20 protein-coding genes are annotated in these 18,563 nt (G+C 56.7%); 15 read left to right on the top strand and 5 right to left on the bottom strand.

Annotated elements, in window-relative coordinates; translation table 11 throughout:
• The 3 genes from GZH79_RS09750 to GZH79_RS09740 all read right to left on the bottom strand — a co-directional run.
• The coding region (locus GZH79_RS09750; RefSeq protein ID WP_211643602.1) for a PRC-barrel domain-containing protein at positions 1 to 730 on the bottom strand (730 nt) is incomplete at its 3' end.
• 826 nt (positions 731 to 1,556) lie between these two features.
• The gene (locus tag GZH79_RS09745; protein ID WP_211643601.1) at positions 1,557 to 1,760 is read right to left on the bottom strand and encodes a dodecin family protein; all 204 of its coding nucleotides are present in this window, start codon (positions 1,758 to 1,760) and stop codon (positions 1,557 to 1,559) included.
• Between the two features lie 46 nt (positions 1,761 to 1,806).
• Positions 1,807 to 2,712 (bottom strand): ribokinase, encoded by a 906-nt coding sequence (locus tag GZH79_RS09740; RefSeq protein ID WP_249219095.1) that lies wholly within the window; start codon positions 2,710 to 2,712, stop codon positions 1,807 to 1,809.
• Positions 2,713 to 2,883: 171 nt separating this feature from the next.
• Between GZH79_RS09740 and GZH79_RS09735 the strand changes: the two genes are divergently transcribed.
• The 15 genes from GZH79_RS09735 (at position 2,884) to GZH79_RS09670 (ending at position 16,902) form a co-directional block, all read left to right on the top strand.
• Positions 2,884 to 3,927, top strand: a complete 1,044-nt coding sequence (locus GZH79_RS09735; protein ID WP_211643599.1) for a LacI family DNA-binding transcriptional regulator — start codon at positions 2,884 to 2,886, stop codon at positions 3,925 to 3,927.
• A 79-nt stretch (positions 3,928 to 4,006) separates the two neighbouring features.
• Entirely contained in the window at positions 4,007 to 4,741 is a 735-nt protein-coding gene (locus GZH79_RS09730; protein ID WP_249219078.1) for a substrate-binding domain-containing protein, read from the top strand.
• Positions 4,742 to 4,756: 15 nt separating this feature from the next.
• On the top strand, positions 4,757 to 4,885 hold the full coding sequence (locus GZH79_RS19220) for a hypothetical protein (protein ID WP_283094797.1): 129 nt from the start codon (positions 4,757 to 4,759) through the stop codon (positions 4,883 to 4,885).
• Positions 4,886 to 4,905: 20 nt separating this feature from the next.
• On the top strand, positions 4,906 to 5,682 hold the full coding sequence (locus tag GZH79_RS09725; protein ID WP_211643598.1) for an ATP-binding cassette domain-containing protein: 777 nt from the start codon (positions 4,906 to 4,908) through the stop codon (positions 5,680 to 5,682).
• Positions 5,679 to 6,689: an ABC transporter permease gene (locus tag GZH79_RS09720; RefSeq protein ID WP_211643597.1), complete on the top strand. Its 1,011-nt coding sequence runs from the start codon at positions 5,679 to 5,681 to the stop codon at positions 6,687 to 6,689. Before GZH79_RS09725 ends, GZH79_RS09720 begins: the two co-directional genes overlap by 4 nt.
• Before the next feature lie 57 nt (positions 6,690 to 6,746).
• Positions 6,747 to 7,589 (top strand): BtpA/SgcQ family protein, encoded by an 843-nt coding sequence (locus GZH79_RS09715; RefSeq protein WP_211643596.1) that lies wholly within the window; start codon positions 6,747 to 6,749, stop codon positions 7,587 to 7,589.
• Positions 7,589 to 8,239: a TenA family protein gene (locus tag GZH79_RS09710; RefSeq protein WP_249219077.1), complete on the top strand. Its 651-nt coding sequence runs from the start codon at positions 7,589 to 7,591 to the stop codon at positions 8,237 to 8,239. The genes GZH79_RS09715 and GZH79_RS09710 overlap by 1 nt, the downstream gene beginning before the upstream one ends.
• A 2-nt stretch (positions 8,240 to 8,241) precedes the next feature.
• Positions 8,242 to 9,309, top strand: coding sequence for a TatD family hydrolase (locus tag GZH79_RS09705; RefSeq protein WP_211643594.1), 1,068 nt, complete (start codon positions 8,242 to 8,244; stop codon positions 9,307 to 9,309).
• A complete protein-coding gene (locus GZH79_RS09700) occupies positions 9,306 to 10,073 on the top strand; it encodes a glutamine amidotransferase (RefSeq protein WP_211643593.1) in 768 nt (255 codons plus the stop codon). The genes GZH79_RS09705 and GZH79_RS09700 overlap by 4 nt, the downstream gene beginning before the upstream one ends.
• Positions 10,074 to 10,853: 780 nt before the next feature.
• Complete coding sequence (locus GZH79_RS09695; protein WP_249219076.1) at positions 10,854 to 11,663, top strand: bacteriorhodopsin-like; 810 nt, start codon at positions 10,854 to 10,856, stop codon at positions 11,661 to 11,663.
• A gap of 64 nt (positions 11,664 to 11,727) precedes the next feature.
• A complete protein-coding gene (locus GZH79_RS09690) occupies positions 11,728 to 12,579 on the top strand; it encodes a polyprenyl synthetase family protein (protein ID WP_211643592.1) in 852 nt (283 codons plus the stop codon).
• Positions 12,569 to 14,077, top strand: coding sequence for a phytoene desaturase family protein (gene crtI / locus GZH79_RS09685; RefSeq protein ID WP_211643591.1), 1,509 nt, complete (start codon positions 12,569 to 12,571; stop codon positions 14,075 to 14,077). The genes GZH79_RS09690 and crtI overlap by 11 nt, the downstream gene beginning before the upstream one ends.
• 14 nt (positions 14,078 to 14,091) lie before the next feature.
• Positions 14,092 to 14,925: a squalene/phytoene synthase family protein gene (locus GZH79_RS09680; protein WP_249219075.1), complete on the top strand. Its 834-nt coding sequence runs from the start codon at positions 14,092 to 14,094 to the stop codon at positions 14,923 to 14,925.
• Positions 14,912 to 16,021 (top strand): lycopene cyclase family protein, encoded by a 1,110-nt coding sequence (locus tag GZH79_RS09675; protein ID WP_349291181.1) that lies wholly within the window; start codon positions 14,912 to 14,914, stop codon positions 16,019 to 16,021. The genes GZH79_RS09680 and GZH79_RS09675 overlap by 14 nt, the downstream gene beginning before the upstream one ends.
• Before the next feature lie 50 nt (positions 16,022 to 16,071).
• Positions 16,072 to 16,902, top strand: a complete 831-nt coding sequence (locus GZH79_RS09670; RefSeq protein WP_249219074.1) for a Brp/Blh family beta-carotene 15,15'-dioxygenase — start codon at positions 16,072 to 16,074, stop codon at positions 16,900 to 16,902.
• Here GZH79_RS09670 and GZH79_RS09665 read toward each other — a convergent pair.
• Both GZH79_RS09665 and GZH79_RS09660 read right to left on the bottom strand, forming a co-directional pair.
• Entirely contained in the window at positions 16,880 to 17,338 is a 459-nt protein-coding gene (locus tag GZH79_RS09665) for an OsmC family protein (RefSeq protein ID WP_211643587.1), read from the bottom strand. The two genes, GZH79_RS09670 and GZH79_RS09665, sit on opposite strands and share 23 nt — an antisense overlap.
• A 28-nt stretch (positions 17,339 to 17,366) precedes the next feature.
• Positions 17,367 to 18,506, bottom strand: coding sequence for a glycine cleavage T C-terminal barrel domain-containing protein (locus tag GZH79_RS09660; protein WP_211643586.1), 1,140 nt, complete (start codon positions 18,504 to 18,506; stop codon positions 17,367 to 17,369).
• Positions 18,507 to 18,563: the final 57 nt, after the last annotated feature.

The raw sequence follows: 18,563 nt of genomic DNA, 5'->3' as shown, positions 1-18,563 counted from the left end.
ATTGCAGCTGCTCGTAGTCAAAGGACTCGATGGTATCGACCTCGGTCGCATCGTACTGCATGTCGTAGCGCGTCGTTCCCATCGGAGATGTGCCAGTGTAGCGGTAGGGATAGGCATAATATCCTGCGCGTCCGTATGCTGTGGAATCCGTGACGATCGCGGCAATCGCGTCATTCTGCACGATGATGTCCGCGACATACCCATAGGGGACGTCCTCTGACAGATAGGCGTAACTGCCAATCAGGTCGGTCGCCTTGAAGATGCCCGAGCCTGCGACAAGGTCATCATCGACGACCTGCGTTGAATCTGTGGCGTCTTCGGTGATGACTTGTTCATCTTCCCAGTTTCCGTCGAAAACGTCGTAGTCGTCGATGGTTTCCTCGGTAACCGGGACCTGAATCTGCTGTGTGCCTTCAGTCATCGTGATTTCGTCCCACGGAACGTGAACGTGGGTATCGCCGATGTCCCAGAAGCCGCCGACCTGCGCGATGATGCCAAGAACCTCGCCTTCGTTGCTGAAGATGATGTTTTCGATATCACCGATGTCTTCGCCGGTTGCATCGACCACCTCGGTGGTGCCGAACGCGGTGTCAACACTCCAGCCCTCGGCGTAAAGGCCGTCGTAGGCCCAGTTGGACAGAACCTGAACATCTTCCTGTGCGAAAGCCGGTGTGGCCACGGCGAGAGCCAAGGCGCTTGCTGCAGTTGCAGTCATTATTGTCTGTTTCATTTCGTCGTCCTTTCTGCTTTTGGCTTAAAGCAATCTGTTCACGCTAAATGAATTCAGCGTTCACTAGAAAAATGAAGGGCGCTGCTATTTGTTCCAGACGTCTGTCATTTTATGGTGGATTCTTGATCTGTTTCCTAAATTATTTTAATATTCCAGCATGTGCTAATTTGAATCCAGCGCATTTCTAGGCAGGCATTAAAAAATTACTGCTAAAAAAAATGCGGCAGTCGCCAAGGCTGCTGCGATACCCAATCCAATAAGCAGGCGAGAGTTGGACATTTGGTGGGAGCCAGCGCTGCCTTGGTTGATTTGGGGACGATCCTGCAAACCAGCATCACCGGGGCCTGCCGGGACCTCACCCGATTCTGGATCGGGCCGGGGGGGGGTATCGCTTCTTTCCGGGTGCTGCAGGCCTGTTATCGTCAGATGCTCTCTTTGGGAAATCTGCAGAGTTATCGCGGGTCATAACGGTTCTCCATTTCGTTACCTGACGGTCAGAAAAACAGGAGATACCGCAGATTGTTCCCGTATAGCTTGGGAAATAGTGGTCTCAGCGGGGGGGCTGCGCGTATATCTGCAAGGTCGCGGTGCGGGATCAGGCACCCGTGGCGCACGCGCTTGCGAACAGTAAGCCGACGTCGGGGGAGTCCGAACATGAAAAAGGCGGGCTTGATTGCCCGCCTTGATGCGCGAACCAGATCATCGTGCGTCTTGGCCTTTTACAGGCGGAAGCACGGCAGACCTGACCTCGCTCATCAGTGATGATTGCGTCGCCTTGGCCAGTCCAAAAGTCGAAGACCAACCAAGGCACCATCAACCCAAAGTGTCATTCGTCCAGAACGAAAGTCACAACCAGATTAATTTTAAAGTCGGTGATCTTGCCGTTATCGATCATGACATTCTGGTCTTTGACCCATGCACTGGTGATTCCGCGCAGGGTTTTGGAAGCTCTTTCTATACCGCGCTTGGCTGCATCGTCGAAACTTTCCGGCGAGGTCGCGGATATCTCTGTTACACGTGCAATAGACATATAAGTCTCCTTTTCGGTTGCTTCTACGTATCAACAGAGCTTTGGCCTAATTGTTCCGTTGCTCAAGAAGCGCGTCCAATTCAGCTTGTGTTGGAAATGCGGCAGTCGTGCCGAAGCGCGACACGGTGATGGCTGCGGCCATTGCCGCGATCGAGAGGGACTGGCGGTCAATCCACTCACCACGCCGTAACGCAGATCCGATGGCGACGCTTTGAAATGTGTCCCCGGCGCCGGTGCTGTCCGCGACGTCGATACGTTGGGCGGGTACTTCGACGATGCCGTCCTGCTGGCCAAGCAGCGCACCGGACGCTCCTAGGGTCAGCACGACGATGTCGATGTCGAGATCCAACAGATATTGAACAGCCGCTTGCTTTTGTGCGCCGGTAATCTGCTCCGCCTCGTGTTCGTTAAGGAACAGAATATCCAAGCCGGGAAGAAGTTGAGCGATGTCTGGAGAAAGCGGTGATGGGTTCAGCGCGACGCGCATCCCCTTTTTGCGGGCTGCACGTATGATATCCGATGTCGCCGCCATAGACAGGTTCCCCTGAAGAACCAGCAGATCGCCAGCTTCTGCATCTGAAATCAGCGGCGTGACGTCTGCAATCCGAAGGCTGCGCGCGCAATCTACCGTTGTAATGTTGACGTTGCCGCCATCAGTGTCCTTCAGAACGATTGTCGTGTCCCCGGGTATGTCCTGGCGTTCGACCAATCTGTCGACCACCGGCTCTCGCGCAAGCCGTTCGCGCATTTGCTGGCTTTGCGCATCGGTTCCGATCGCTGCGATAAGGATGGTTGGGATGCCGCAACGTCCCAGAACGATTGCTTGGTTCGTGCCCTTGCCGCCAAGATCGTTTGAAATCTTGCTGCCAAAGATAGACTCGCCTTCTAGCGGCATTCGGTCGACAGCCAGGGTTTGATCCATCGCTATATTACCGACCACAAAAACCTTCATCACGCGCTGCCTTCCTTGCCAGCGACGCTGATGAAATTTCAGGCATCACTGGTAACTGATCCAATTCTTTCGGGTGAGAATGCTTGACAGAATCGAAAAAGACAATTGTAAATGGGTTTACTAAACCGGTTAACTTAGCATTTTAGGCCGATCAACGGGAGAGGCGAAGATATGAAGTCGCGGCCGAGCCTTAAGGATGTTGCCAAAGAAGCAGGCGTTTCCACGGCTACAATCTCTCGGCATCTGAATGGGTCGCTGGATCTGCCAGAGCCGACGCGGGCACGCATCGAAGCGGCGGTCAGCAAGCTGCGCTACCACCCCAATCCGCATGCCCGCCGTCTTAGCCTGGGTCGTTCAGATACGATCGCCTTGATCCTGCCCGACATTGGAAATCCGTTCTTTGCGAAACTGGCGGCGGCCATCGAAAAGGCCGCAGAGATCCACAATTCCATGGTTCTGCTGCACGCAACCTTTAACAAAAGCGACCGAGAGATGGCCGCCCTGCGGCGTGCGGCGCAAAATCAGGTCGATGGCGTGATCTTCATCACTAACCGCGCGCCAGAAGCACAGGTTGCCCAAGCGCTGAACGAATTTGCACGGGCGGTCATCCTTGATGAAGATGTTCCCGGTGGAAACCTGCCGCGCGTGCTGTGCGACAACGGTTTGGGCGGTGTGCTGGCTGGACGGCATCTGCGGTCGGCGGGCCACAGTCATGTCGCCTATTTCTGTGGCGGCGTCGATCTGCACAGCACCCAGACCCGTCTGGCAGGGCTGCGGAGCGGGCTGGCCCATAACGGTGATCCCGCCATTGAGCCAACGCTTTTTGTCGGTGACCATTCCCCGACATCGGGCCGGGCGCTGGCGGAACAGTTTCTGAACACCGCCACGCATGAAACAGCCATTTTTTCCGGCTCTGACGAACTGACCGTCGGCATTCTGGAAGTATTCAAAGAGCGCGGCGTGCGCGTGCCGGACGACTTTTCGATTATCAGTTTCGACGATGCGCGATCGCTGCATCTTTTTGCACCCGCAATCACATCGGTGCGTCAACCCGTCGGTCGATTGGGCGAACGGGCCGTCGAAATTCTGTTCAGTGACGCCTGGAATGAACCGGGTTTCAAGGCGCTGACAGAACGCATGCCGGTGACGTTGATCGAACGCAGTTCGGTTTCGAACCCGGCCAAGAACAAGAAACGACCCGATCCGGGACCATAAAAAACTCAACCCAACGGAGATCACAATGAATCGACTTATCAAGACGGCTTTACTTTCGGCAACCGCAGGGACTTGCCTGATGGCATCCGCGGTCAGCGCGGAAACCTTTGCGATGGTTCAAATCAATCAGCAGGCGCTGTTCTTCAACCAGATGAACGCCGGTGCAGAAGCAGCCGCAGAGGCAAGCGGAGACGAACTGGTCGTGTTCAACGCCAACAACGACCCCGCAGCCCAGAACAGCGCCATCGAAACCTACATTCAGCAAGGCGTTGACGGCATTATTGTTGTGGCGATTGATGTCAACGGGATCATGCCTGCGGTTCAGCAGGCTGTTGACGCGGGTATCCCCGTCGTCGCTGTCGATGCCGTCCTTCCCGAAGGTCCGCATGCAGCGCAGGTCGGTGTGAACAATGAAAGCGCTGGCGCTGACATGGGAGCGTTCTTTTTGGACTATATGGCCAGTGACATGGGCGGTACGGCCAAGATCGGCATCGTCGGTGCCTTGAACTCTTCGATCCAGAACATTCGGCAGGACGGTTTTGTTAATGTCATTTCCGACGCCGAAGGTGTCACCGAGGCGGGCGTTGTCGACGGTCAGAACGTGCAGGATCTTGCCTTGGCAGCTGCCGAAAACATGATTACCGCAAACCCTGACCTGACTGCGATCTATGCGACGGGTGAACCAGCGCTGGTCGGTGCGGTCGCCGCGGTCGAAAGCCAGGGCAAGCAGGACAGCATCGAAATCTTTGGCTGGGATCTGACCGCGCAGGCAATCCGTGGCATCGATGAAGGCTATGTCGCCGCCGTGATCTAGCAAGACCCCGCCGCCATGGGCGCCGCCGCAGTTGAGGCGCTGAAAACCATCAGCGAAGGTGGCTCTGTCGAGTCCACGATCGCAGTGCCGGTGACCATCGTCACAAGCGAAAACGTCGACACCTTCCGGAGCGTGTTCGAGTGACAGCAGGGCCAGCACAAAGCATGGCCAACACGTCGGAGGGCCAAAAGCCCTCCGACACGGCCCTTGTCCCGCGCATTTCCTTGCGGGGGATCAAAAAGAATTTTGGATCAATCGAGGCGCTAAGGGGTGTCGATCTGGATGTCGCCCCGGGCGAATGCCTTGGGTTGATCGGTGACAATGCAGCGGGCAAATCAACGCTGACAAAGGTTATTTCCGGCACCTACGTTCCCGATGGCGGCACGATCAGCATTGACGGCGAAGTAGTCCGGTTTTCCAGCCCTGCGGATGCGCGTGCGCGTTCCATCGAAATGGTTTTTCAGGACCTGAGCCTGTGTGACCACATCGACGTTATGGGAAATTTGTTTCTTGGGCGCGAGATGACGAAAATGTCCTTTTTGGACAACGCCAGTATGCGTGAAAAAGCGCGCGAGATGCTTGATGAGCTTGATATTCGCATTCCAAAGCTGACGGCCAAGGTCGCCCAGCTTTCGGGCGGCCAACGGCAAGCTATCGCAATCGCCCGCGCCGCATCGTTCAACCCGCGTGTTCTGATCATGGACGAACCGACGTCGGCACTAGCGGTCGCCGAAGTCGAGGCGGTGTTGCGTCTGATCAACCGGGTCAAAGCGCGCGGTGTTTCTGTCATTTTGATTACGCACCGCCTGCAGGATCTGTTCCGCGTCTGCGACAAAATCGCTGTCATGTACGAAGGCACCAAGGTTGCCGAACGTGACATCAGCAACACAAGTCTCGAGGACTTGGTGAAGTTGATTGTCGGCAAGGGAGAAGAGATATGAGCAATGCCTACACAGAGCGCGGGCAGGGATCAGCCGTCGCCGATTTCCTGACTGAAAATGCGCAGGTTCTGTCGATCGCGTTCTTTTTTGCAGTCTGCGTTGTCTTCTTTTCGGTTGCGACAGATGTGTTCCTGAGCGTTGGCAACATTCTGAACATCCTCAGACAAGCGGCGCCGATCCTGATCGTTGCTGTTGCAATGACATTTGTCATCATCACCGCAGGGATTGACCTGTCGGTCGGCTCTCAGGTTGCGATCATCAGTGCATCGGCAGCGCTGGTCCTATCGTTTGGCATCCCTTGGCCTGTCGCGGTCATCGCAATGCTGGCGTTTGGCGCAGTGATCGGTTTGGTGCAGGGCTGGTTCATTGCCTATCAGGGTATCCCGGCGTTCATCGTGACCTTGGCGGGACTGTCCATCCTGCGTGGCTTCGCGCTTTATATGACACAAGGGTATTCCATCCCGATCAACGACGTGCCGGGGTTCTTTGCGCTGGGCCGTGGCACACTCTTTGGCGTGCCGATCCCTGCAGTCATCGCATTGGTGATCGCGGCAATCGCGGCGGTTGTGATCCGGCGTCAGATGTACGGACGTCAGGTTGTCGCCGTCGGGTCCAATCCCGAAGCCGCGCGACGCGTCGGCATGCCATCCAAATGGATCATCGCGTCGGTCTATATGCTGTCGGGCATCGCCTGCGCCGTCGCTGGTCTGCTGATCGCGGCCCGACTTGGTTCAGGATCATCGAACGCGGCCGTCGGATTCGAGCTTCAGGTGATCGCAGCGGTCGTGTTGGGTGGCACGTCGCTGTTCGGTGGGCGCGGATCAATTCTGGGCACCTTGTTGGGGACCCTGACCATCGCCGTGATCGGGAATGGTTTGATCCTGATGCACATCTCTCCGTTCTTCACCCAGATCGTGACTGGCACGATTATCCTGATCGCAATCTGGCTGAATACCCGGATCTTCACAGCGAATTTCAAATTCTCACGCAAGGCCAAAGGCGCCTGAACATCTCGCTGTCCGTCTTTCAAAGGCGGCCAGCAGCGGATCAAACATAGGACTGATATGCAATCTATCTCTGACAACGCGGGCAATGCCATCGAACAGATTTTTGGCCGACCAAAAGCCTTGATCGGCATGATCCACTGCCCGCCATTCCCTGGCGCGCCGCGCTATCGCGGGGAAACATTGGATCAGATCTACGATGCGTGCATGCGCGATGCTGACAGGCTGATCAGCAACGGGTTGCATGGCCTCGTGGTTGAAAACCACGGTGATGTGCCTTTTGCAAAACCCGACGATATCGGGCCGGAAACATCCGCATTCATGTCGGTCGTCGTCGATCGCATCAAACGCGAATTTGATGTGCCGATCGGTATCAATGTTCTGGCAAACGCCCCTATCCCGGCCTTTGCCATCGCCCGGGCGACGGGGGCGGCATTCATCAGGGTCAATCAATGGGCCAATGCCTATGTCGCCAACGAGGGGTTCATGGAGGGCCGCGCCGCAGAGGCGATGCGCTATCGTTCAGCCCTGCGCGGTGAAGGGATCAAGGTTTTCGCTGACAGCCATGTCAAACACGGCAGCCATTCGATCACGGCAGACCGCAGCGTCGCCGAACTGACCCGCGATTTGGCGTTTTTCGATGTGGATGCCGTCATCGCAACGGGACAGCGCACCGGAAACAGCGCCACGATGGAAGAGATCGCAGAAGTCGCAGATGCCACGAACCTTCCTGTTCTGGTCGGTTCGGGGGTGACGTCGGAAAACATCACAGACATTCTGTCGATCGCCAGCGCAGTCATCGTTGCGTCATCCCTGAAAGAAGGTGGCGTCTGGTGGAATCCAGTCGATGCAGCCCGCGTGCGGTCGTTCGTTGCGGCAGCGGCACCCGCGATTGGCGATTGATGATGTTGCTTTCAAACAAGATCCTGTCGGCCAACACCGCAATTCTGGACCAGATGCTGAAACACCGCTTTGTCGCGGACATTCAGGCGGATACGTTGCCACAAGACGTTTTTCACCGATACCTCGCATACGAGGGACGGTTTGTTGAAACAGCAATATCGATATTCGCTTTTGCAACGATCGGCGCGCCCGACATCGGGGCGCAACGTCGGTTGATTGGCGTGCAGGACGCATTGGCCAACACGCAGGTGCCTTACTTCGAGGATATCTTTGCCAAGCGTGGCATTGCGCTTGATACACCAGTCCCTGATGCGGTGATCGCGTTTGATGCAGGGATGCTGGATATTGCGCGAACCGGCCAGTTCACTGATGTTTTGACAGCAATGTTTGCGGCCGAATGGATGTATTGGACATGGTCGCAGGCGACGAAAACCGAACTGATTACGGACCCTGACCTGCGCGCTTGGGTGGAACTGCACGCGGCACCAGATTTCGCCGATCAAGCGATGTGGCTGAAAGATGCGATCGACACCTACGGTGATGACAGCGACGCCGAAAGGCTGTCGCAGGTGTTCGGTGACATCATGCAACTGGAAATCGCGTTCCACAGCGCCGCATACGACAACCCACCGAAACGCAAAGGATCGTAGCCATGGCAGTTGAATTCGAGAAAACAGTCATGACGGTGCTTGGACCGGTGCCGCTGGAAAATCTGGGCGTGACCCTGATGCACGAACACATCCTTAACGATTGTCGCTGTTGGTGGCGCGGTCAGGACCCCGATTTCACCTCTGCCATACGGGATGTTCCGATCACGCCCGGCATCCTGTCGCAGCTGCGCCATGACTCTTTTGCCAACCGCGAAAATTGTGCACTTGATGATGAAGCTTTGGCCGTTCAGGAATTAATGCTGTTTGTCGCCGAAGGCGGTGCCACGGTTGTCGATCCGACCTGCAAGGGGATTGGTCGCAATCCCGATGCATTGACGCGTATTGCGCGTGAAACCGGCCTGAACATTATCATGGGCGCGGGCTACTACCTGCATTCGTCGCACCCTGACTACTTAACATCCATGAGCGAGACCGACATCGTGGATGAACTGATCTTGGAGGCGCAACAGGGCATTGGCGCCAATCAGACAAAGATCGGTTTGATTGGCGAAATTGGCGTCAGTTCCGATTTCACGGCGGCGGAACGCAAGGTTTTGTCTGCATCGGCTACGGCGGCATCGCAGACCGGCCTGCCACCTATGATCCATCTGCCTGCGTGGTTCCGACTGGCGCATGATGTGCTCGATCTTGTGGAACAGAATGGCCTCTCGCCCGATAGGGTCATCCTGTGCCACATGAATCCATCCGGCAAAGACATCGACTATCAACGCAGTCTGGCAGATCGCGGCGCCTTTCTTGAATACGACATGATCGGCATGGATTTCTGGTATGCGGATCAGTCGGTCCAATGCCCGTCTGACGCGGACAACGCAGCCGCAATCGCCAACCTTTTTTCGCTCGGCTACGGCAAACAGATCCTGCTGTCGCAAGATGTATTCATCAAGATGATGCTCTGCGCCTATGGCGGGAACGGATACGCCCATGTGCAGCGACACTTTTTGCCCAGACTGCTGCGCCATGGTCTGACCCAGGCCGATCTTTCAATGCTCCTGATCGACAATCCACGACGTGCCTTGGCGCGCAAAATTACTTCAGGACAGATGCTATGAAAAAAGTGCTTCTCGTCGGCGAAAGCTGGGTCAGCTCTTCGACACATTACAAGGGCTTTGACCAGTTCGGCAGCGTCACCTTTCACACCGGCAACAAGCGGTTCATGGACGGAATGAAAAACGGCGACTATCACGTCACCCACATGCCCGCGCACGAGGCGGCCGCAGATTTTCCCACGACACTCGAAGATCTGGCGCAGTATGACGTCATCATGCTGTCTGACATCGGCGCGAACACCCTGCTTTTGCACCCGGATGTCTGGCTGCGCGGCGAACGCGTTGCAAACCGGGTGAACCTGCTGGCCGACTGGACACGTCAAGGCGGCGGCCTGATCATGATCGGTGGCTATTTTTCGTTTCAGGGGATCGACGGCAAGGCGCGCTGGCACAATACGGCGGTTGAAACGGCACTGCCGGTGACCTGCCTGACATCTGATGACCGTATGGAGATTCCCGAAGGATGCACGCCCGTCATAAACGCGGCCGACCACCCGATTCTTTCAGGCATCCCGGCTGATTGGCCTTACCTTCTTGGGGTGAACGAGGTGGTGCTGAAAGACGCGCCCGACGTGGATTTGGTTCTGTCGTTACCCAAGATGCAGCGTAGTCTGCCGTTGCTTGCGACTGGCACGCACGGCAAGGGCCGAACCGTGGCTTGGACGTCCGACATGAGTGAGCACTGGTTGCCCCCCGCATTTCTTGCATGGGATGGCTATGACAAGCTGTTTTCCAATATGATTGCCTGGGCTGCTGGCGACATCTGACATCGCGCAAGATGTCGTGAAATTGGCATCCTCTACGGCGATGACCGTGCCTTCAGGTATTGCGGGTGCCGGTAGCCGCCATGGCGGAGGCCTGCGCCTAGGTCAGAACATCAAAAAATTGCTGAGGCTGATCTAAAACCGTACATTGAAAGCACCTGCGCGTTGATAGCATTACATTACGCTACAACAGAAACCGAAATGTGTGGCGTTGTCATTAAAAAAATAAATGGGCATAATTAAGCCACCATAATTTGCATCAATAAAATTAGTTTTATTAATATAGAGCCACTAAAAAGAAATCCTGTTCTGAAGGGATATAGATATATTCTGAAAATCTTGTTCCGCCTTCTTGTTGATTTTCCACAGCATTAGATGAAATGCCGTAATGCGGCTTATCAAAAATTCGAAGCGCCATCATTGTGTAATATTTAACCTCGCGGTGCGTGTATACCTTGCGTGGTGGCATGCGGCATCGAAATTCTGTCCCTCGCTGGCCGCTGGCCGCTGACCGCTGGGCTGGTAGCTGCTGGGGCAATGCAGGCCCAACCTGTCTGCAATTCTGCCATGAAAACGATAAAAATCAGATCGTTTGGCCGGCGGCCGGGGTCGGTGCAAAGTCAAGAGACCGTATCAAAATGTCGCTCGTGCGTCCGTGTCGCAGGTGGCGCAGGGCAAGAGCGGTAACTAGCTAAAACGCAACGGCTTTTATGTGGAAAATACAGTTTTACTGCTAAAACTGCGACATATTCGCAGGCCTGAAGCCAATTGAATGTATCGGAGATGTACTACCTGACTGACTGCTTGAGACAGGAGAAAAGCATGGAAACTCTCTCTATCGGTCAATATGACCTGATATATAACGCATTCTCGTTCGGTTTTGCGACACTCGCAGCCGCAACGTTGTTTTTTTGGCTGGGGATAGGCCAAGTGAAACAACAATATAAAACGGCAATGGTCGTGACCGGACTGGTGACGTTCATTGCGGCATATCACTATTTCCGCATCGGGCAGAGCTGGAGCGAAGCCTATGTTCTTGCAGAAGGCGCGTACAACGCCACTGATAAGGGCTTCAACTCTGCCTATCGGTATGTCGATTGGCTTTTGACCGTCCCACTTCTTTTGGTGGAGCTCATTTTGGTGATGAGTCTTACACGATCAGAAACCGTATCGCGGGCGACTCGTCTTGGTCTTTTGGCCCTGATCATGGTCGCATTGGGCTATCCGGGTGAAGTGGCAGAGTCCGGCAGCGTGCGCTGGATCTTTGGCTTGCTGTCGATGGTGCCGTTCCTGTGGATCGTGTACGAACTGTACGTCGGTCTGGGCAAGGCAATCGAGAGCCAGCCGGAAAATGCGCGTGGCTTGGTCAAGGCTGCCCGCAACGTCACCGTGGTTAGTTGGTTCTTTTACCCAATCGTCTACTTTGCGGGCGCCATCGGGATCGAAGGTGCGACAGCGACTGTGATCGTCGAAGTCGGTTACACGATTGCCGACCTCGTCGCCAAAGCCGGATTTGGCGTTCTGATCTTCCTGATTGCCATGCGCAAAAGCGAAGAGCCCGACGGCCAGAAGCGCCAGACAGTTCCCGCATAGGGATGCGCAGACCGCCCCCGCATCGTGGGGGCGGTCCACCATTTCCATAATCAGGAGGTTGGCGATGTTCGATATGGCACGTCGATGTGGTGTATCGGTCAGCGACGTAGAGGCTGAGATGATGCGACTTGTATCGTTTTCCCCGTCCCGCGTGACAGAGGCCGCGCGATATCATCTGGCGGGCGGTGGATCGCGGGTGCGTGCGCAAATGGGGATCGAAGCCGCCGCAGCGCTGCGTCTGTCACCCGAAGCTTCCATCGCCTGTGCCGCGGCATCCGAACTCTTGCACAACGCGTCTTTGGTTCACGATGATCTTCAGGATGGTGATGAAATCCGTCGCGGGGCGGCCGCCGTCTGGTCCTGCGACGGCAGTGACGTCGCCGTTTCGACCGGTGACCTTTTGATTTCTGCGGCCTACATGGCGCTCGCGCATCACCCGCGTCCAGTCCGTGCCCTGCATCTGATGCATCAGGCCATTGCGGTCACGATCGCCGGCCAGACCAAAGACTGCAGCGCCGATATTCCGACGCCGAAAGACTGGGTCACGATTGCCGAAGCCAAGTCCGGCCCGCTTTTGGCCATGCCCATTCAACTGGCATTGATCGCGGCGGGCGCATCAGGGCAGACTGCTGCCGCCTGCGCCGGTCGCGCATTGGCTGTGGCATACCAGACAGTCGATGACATTGCCGACCGCACGGCCGACCTGGCGAACCGGGCCACGAACATCTGCCTGTCGCTGGAAAAAACGGGGCTCAGTTCCGTGGACGCGGTCACCCGCGCGCGCGAATTGGCCAATCGTTCCCTACACGCGGTGCGGCAGGACGCCTGCAGACTGCCGGACAATGCGGGCGCATCGTTCTTGCGGCTCGCAGACAAGCTTGAAGGTCAACTGAAGGACATCGCAAATGCCACGTGATACAAGCTTTACCACATCGCAAACAGCCATCGTCGCCGGGGCCGGTTTTGGCGGAATCGCCGCCGCTCTGCGCATGCGGGCCAAAGGTTACGACGTTCATCTGATTGACCGATGCGTTCGTCTTGGGGGGCGCGGTCAGGTCTTTGAAAAAGACGGTTTTCGTCACGACGCCGGGCCAACGGTACTGACGGCGCCGCATTTGTTTGAAGAGCTTTTTGCACTCTTCGGCAAACAGATGTCGGACTACGTCACGCTGGTAGAGCCTGACCCTTGGTACAGATTTCAATACGCTGACGGTGATACGTTTGATTATGGCCCCACGGATGCAGCGACCGAAGCAGAAATCGCACGCATTTCGCCCGGTGATGTTGTCGGTTATCGCCGCATGGCGGCATGGTCGAAAAAAATCTATGACGTCGGCTTTTCCAAGCTTTCGGACGTGCCGTTCCATTCGGTCGGGTTCATGTTGAAACAGATCCCGGACCTGTTGCGGCTTCGGTCATATGAAACCGTCTGGGCCATGGTGTCGCGTCACCTTCGCCACGACAAGCTGCGACGCGCTTTTTCGATCCAGCCGCTGCTTCTTGGCGGTAACCCGTTTTCGACGACAGCGATCTACGGGATGATAAACCATCTTGAACGCGAACATGGCGTCTGGTTCGCCATGGGTGGCACCGGTGCGCTTGTCGACGCGCTTGAACGGCTGATGGAAGAAGAAGGCATCAAGGTGTCATTGGCTACGACGATTGACCGGATCAAGGTCGAGGACGGGCATGCCACCGGCGTCGTTCTGGAAAACGGTCAGGATCTGGATGCGAACGTCGTCGTGTCCAACATGGACCCGGTTCATGTCTACCGGAACATGCTGCCGGACGCGCAGATCACGACATTGGCCAAAATGCGGTCCACACGGTCGACGCTGTCGATGGGGCTGTATGTGCTGTACTTTGGCGCGACGAAAACATGGCCGGATGTTGCACATCATACGGTTTGGTTTGGCGAGCGATACAAAGACCTGCTGCAGGATATATTCGTCAACAAGAAACTTGCCGAAGATTTCTCGCTTTATGTTCATCGGCCGACGGCGACAGATCCCAGTTTTGCACCGGACGGCTGCGACAGCTTTTATGTGCTTTGCCCCGTGCCCAATCTGGCTGGCCAGCAGGACTGGACCGTCGAAGGACCCAAGCTGCGCGACCGGATCATTGCCGCTTTGGAAGACACCATGTTGCCAGGGCTAAGCGATCACATCACGGCAGAGTTCGCGATGACGCCAGAAGATTTTCGCAGCGATTATCTGTCGGTCGACGGGGCGGGATTCTCGCTATCGCCATTTTTCACGCAGTCCGCGTGGTTCCGGTTCCACAACCGTGGTGAGGGCGTTCGCGGCCTGTATTTCGTGGGGGCCGGCACGCATCCGGGAGCAGGTTTGCCGGGTGTCGTGTCATCGGCAAAGGTTCTTGAAACCCTAGTTCCGATTTCGGAGCCCGTGTCGTGAAGCCAGAAGAGATCATGGCCTACCACGCGCGCAGCTTTTCACCCGGCGCCCGGCTATTGCCGCGCCATGACCGCAGGCGCGTCGCGCGGCTATACGTGTTGTGCCGTACGGTCGACGACATAGCGGACGAGATCGGCGGATCTGTGGGTCAGCGCCAGTTACAAGACCTGCAGCGTGACCTATCATCCGATAACCCGCAGGACGAACTTGCGCGGGACGCGCGCGATCTGTTCCGTGGTCGCCCGGCCGGGCATAAAGCCTTTGCCCAACTGGTCGACACCGCGGCACATGATACGGGGGCGGTTTCGATCCAAGATATGCCTGCGCTTGATGCCTATTGCATGGGGGTCGCGGGGACTGTCGGCATCATGATCTGTTCGATCTTTGACGTGGACGCCGTGCACCACCAAAAGGCAGCGGATCTAGGCAAGGCGATGCAACTGACCAACATTTGTCGCGATGTCAGGGAAGACGCGGCCAACGGCCGACGCTACCTGCCGTTTACGCTGTGCCCCCATTCACCGGATGACATCGTCGCGGGCACCCCGGACGCCATCGCAGCAGCAGAATACGCGATGGCCGATCTGCTGGACCGGGCGGATGAATTGTACCTGTCGGGCCTGTCAGGGCTTGGTGCCGTGCCATTGCGCCTGCGGCTTGCCGTGGCGTCCGCTGCTGCCATGTATCAGGCGATCGGCACACGGTTGCGCACCCGGGGCTATCACCCGCTGGGTGGGCGCGAAATTGTCCCACGGGAACATAAGGCGATGCTTGCCATACGCGCTATCGCCAGCGAGTTGACGCAAATGCGAAATCGACACGATGGGTCAAATCGTGTCCAGGCCTGATGTTGATGTGGCCATTCTGGGTGGTGGCTGTGCCGGGCTAAGCCTTGCCGCAAGGCTGGCGCACAGCAAGCTTTCAGTGCGCGTCATCGAACCGCGTGCCGTCTACACGGACGATCGCGCATGGAGTTTCTGGCGCACACGACCCGATCCGTTCGAGGGGTGCGTCCGCAAGCAATGGGCGTCATGGACCGTGGAAGGTGTCGCTGGCAAGGTTATGCGGACATCATCGCAGATGCGCTATCAAACGGTGTCAGCAGGTGCATTCTACGATCATGCGTCCGAAATGATCGAGGATGGAGACGGGAACGCGCTCTCCATGGGGGTCAAGGCACGCGCTGTCACCCGCACCGGTTCAGGCTGGCTTGTCGACACCGACGCAGGCGCCCTGACAGCGGCGGCGGTCGTCGACACGCGCCCGCCGAACCGCATTCCAGCCTACGGTCAGTTCTTTCTGGGCCATGAAATCGAAACCGAGCGTCCAGTTTTCGACCCGGATACCGTACAACTGATGCATTTTCGCCCGGCCCGCAGTGCAGGGGTGGATTTCGTCTATATCCTGCCGTTCAGCGCGCACCGGGCCTTGATCGAAGTCACATCATTCGCCCCCCATAACCCCGGAAGTGTCGTTTTTAAGAAGTGGCTGGAAGAGGAGGTCGCAGTCCTTGATCCCGGCAAGACCAAGACGATCCGCACAGAGTCCGGAGCGCTGCCAATGGAGGTCGGCTTCGCCGATACCGTGCCCGACGGCATCATACGTATGGGCTTGGGCGGTGGGGCTGCCAGACCGTCAACCGGCTATGCGTTCTCCCGCATTCAGATGCAGGCAGACCGGGTTGCGAACGCACTGATCAATGGTGGTCCGTTGGCAATGGGCCTTGACGGTCCGATGACACGCTTCATGGACCGTGTCTTTTTACAGGTTCTCAGGTCGAAACCGGACCGCGGCCCGGCGCTTTTCCAAACGCTGTTTCGCAACGCGCCACGTGACCGGCTTGAACGGTTTTTGTCAGGCTCAACCCGCACTGCCGATCGCGCCTCGGTCATGGCATCCTTGCCGCCGCTGCCGTTTTTGCATGCGGCAGCCTTTCCGAAATGACGCTCTCACCGATCTGGCAAACGATGGTATTCGCCGCGACCGCGCTGGCAATGATCGGTGTCGATCTGTTGTTTCAACCGGACCTGATGCTTCAGGTGCTTATACTGGTGCCTGCCGTCGCAATTCTGGGTCTGCCGCATGGTGCGCTTGATTTGCCCATTGCGCAGTCTCTTTGGTCATTGAAGGGATGGCGCGGCACCGCTGCGTTTTCGGCGATATACTTGGGCTTATCGCTGCTTTTGGTGGCTTTCTGGATCGCTTTTCCAGGGCCGGCGCTGTGCGTATTTCTGGTCTATTCTGCGGTTCATTTTTCGGGCGATTGGGACGACGCGGGGCGCGCGCAGCGATGGATCGGTGGCGTGGCGACAGTCGGCGCACCCGCACTTTTCAGGGCAGACGAGGTTGCGGCGATCTTTTCCTATCTCGCACCCGCAGACGCCGCAAACTTTGCGGCACAGGGTTTGGCGATCATGGGCGCATTCGCTCTGATGTCTTACCTATCTCTCTTCATCTTTCGATCAAACTTTCGGGATAGGGCCGCTATCGAGATCGGGGTCATCTGGATTGCTGCGGCGTGTCTGGCGCCGTTGGTCTATTTTATAGTCTATTTCTGCGCGCTTCATTCGGTGCGCCATTTCACCGATGCGCTCGCTTCTCTGGATCGGAAAAAGCAGGCATTGGGCGTCGCTATTGTTGTAAGTGGTGTAACAGTCTTGATTGGGCTTCTGGCTTTCATCAACCTGCCGGATGCGGGATCAGATACCTTGCAGCAACCCATTGTGCAGGTTGTCTTTATTGGTCTTGCCGCTTTGACCGTTCCGCACATGATCCTTGTTGAATGCTTCCAGTCGCGCGCTGTCAGGCAGCCGGATAGATGTTGATCGCAACGCTTTCGGCCAAGGTGTTGGCAACAAAGCAGTAGCGATGCGCGCGATCCTGCATTTTTGCCAGTTCCGCGTCGTCGGGCATGAACCCGGTGTCGAACCTAACGACCGGGTGCAGGTCGATCTGAACGACGGACATCTGACCCTTTGGATTTTTGCCAAGGTGTGCGGCGGCATGGTCGCTGTAGCTGGCCACCGGCCACCCCGCCTTTGCCGCCAATGCAAGAAAGGTCATCATGTGACAACTGGACAAGGCCGACGCAAGTGCCTGTTCGGGGTTGGTGTTGGTTGGATCGCCGCCCCATTCGGGTGCGGCGTCCACCGGGACATCTAGGTCACTGTTGTATTGCACCGTGTGTGCATTGGAATATTGACCAGTCAGGAACTGGGCTTCTGTCCGTTGCCAATGCAGTTGGATTGAAAGGTCAGACATGGCCCAGCTTTCTTGATTATGGGGCGGCTTAGGCAGCCGCGAGTTTCTTCTTGGGGTCGTAGAACGGTCGTTCTGCCACAGTGCCGCGCGCAGGGCCCGACGGCGTTATGATTTCAACCTCTGTCCCGATTTGGGCATGGTCGATGTGGACCATCGCCAACGCAATGTTGCGTTCCAGCCGGCTGGAATACACGGCCGAAGTGACCTTGCCGATGTTGGTACCGTCCTTGTTGATCGTCCAGAAGGTTGTATTGGGCCCCTTGATCGGTGCGCAGTCGATGATCACGCCGATCTGAATGCGGCTGACGCCCTCTTGCTTGATGCGGCGCAGCGCGGCCTTGCCGATGAAATCTGCATCCATATCCAGATCAACCAGCCGGTCGAGGCCGAGTTCATAGGGGTTTGTCTTGATGTCAGCGTCCGCATGATAGGACAGCATCCCGCCCTCGATACGACGGATTGACGACGTATGCCCCGGCTTCAGGCCATGTTTCATGCCCGCTGCCATGATACGCTCCCACAAACCGTCGCCATGCGCACTGTCGCGCAGATAGATTTCGTAACCCAGTTCACTCGACCAACCGGTGCGCGACACCAGCAGCGGAATGCCGTCCAGTTCAAGTTCGCGGTGCCAGTAATATTTCAGGTCGAGGATGCTGTCGCCAAACAGGTCTTGCATGATCTCGCCGGACTTTGGACCCTGAAGCTGCAGAGGCGACACGTCGGGTTCTTCGATCTTGACATCCAGCCCTGAATGGACGGCGACGCCCTGCGCCCACAGAAGAATGTCGCTGTCAGCCAGCGATATCCAGAAATGGTTCTCGGCCAGCCGCAGCAGGATCGGATCGTTCAGAATTCCACCCTCTGCATTGACGATCAGGATATACTTGCATTGGCCGACGGACATCTTTGACAGATCGCGCGGGGTCAGCAATTGAACAAAGCGCGCCGCATCCGGACCCGTGATTTCGACCTGACGTTCGACAGCCACGTCACACAGGATCGCGTCGTTAACCAAGTTCCAGAAATTTTGTTCAGGGTCACCGAAATCACGCGGGATATACATGTGATTGTAAACGGAAAATCCTTTTGCACCCCACCGGACGGTCGCGTCGAAATATGGGGATTTACGGATTTGTGTGCCGAAACCAAAGTCTTCTATCTGCATTGTGACCTCCCTTACATCACTCGTCCCGGACACCCCGAAACTGCTGAAACTTTGACG

This window comes from Loktanella sp. SALINAS62, assembly GCF_018263905.1.
GTDB lineage: Bacteria > Pseudomonadota > Alphaproteobacteria > Rhodobacterales > Rhodobacteraceae > Loktanella.
Note: the sequence above shows the minus strand (reverse complement) of the source record. Positions and strands in the feature narration are given on the sequence as shown.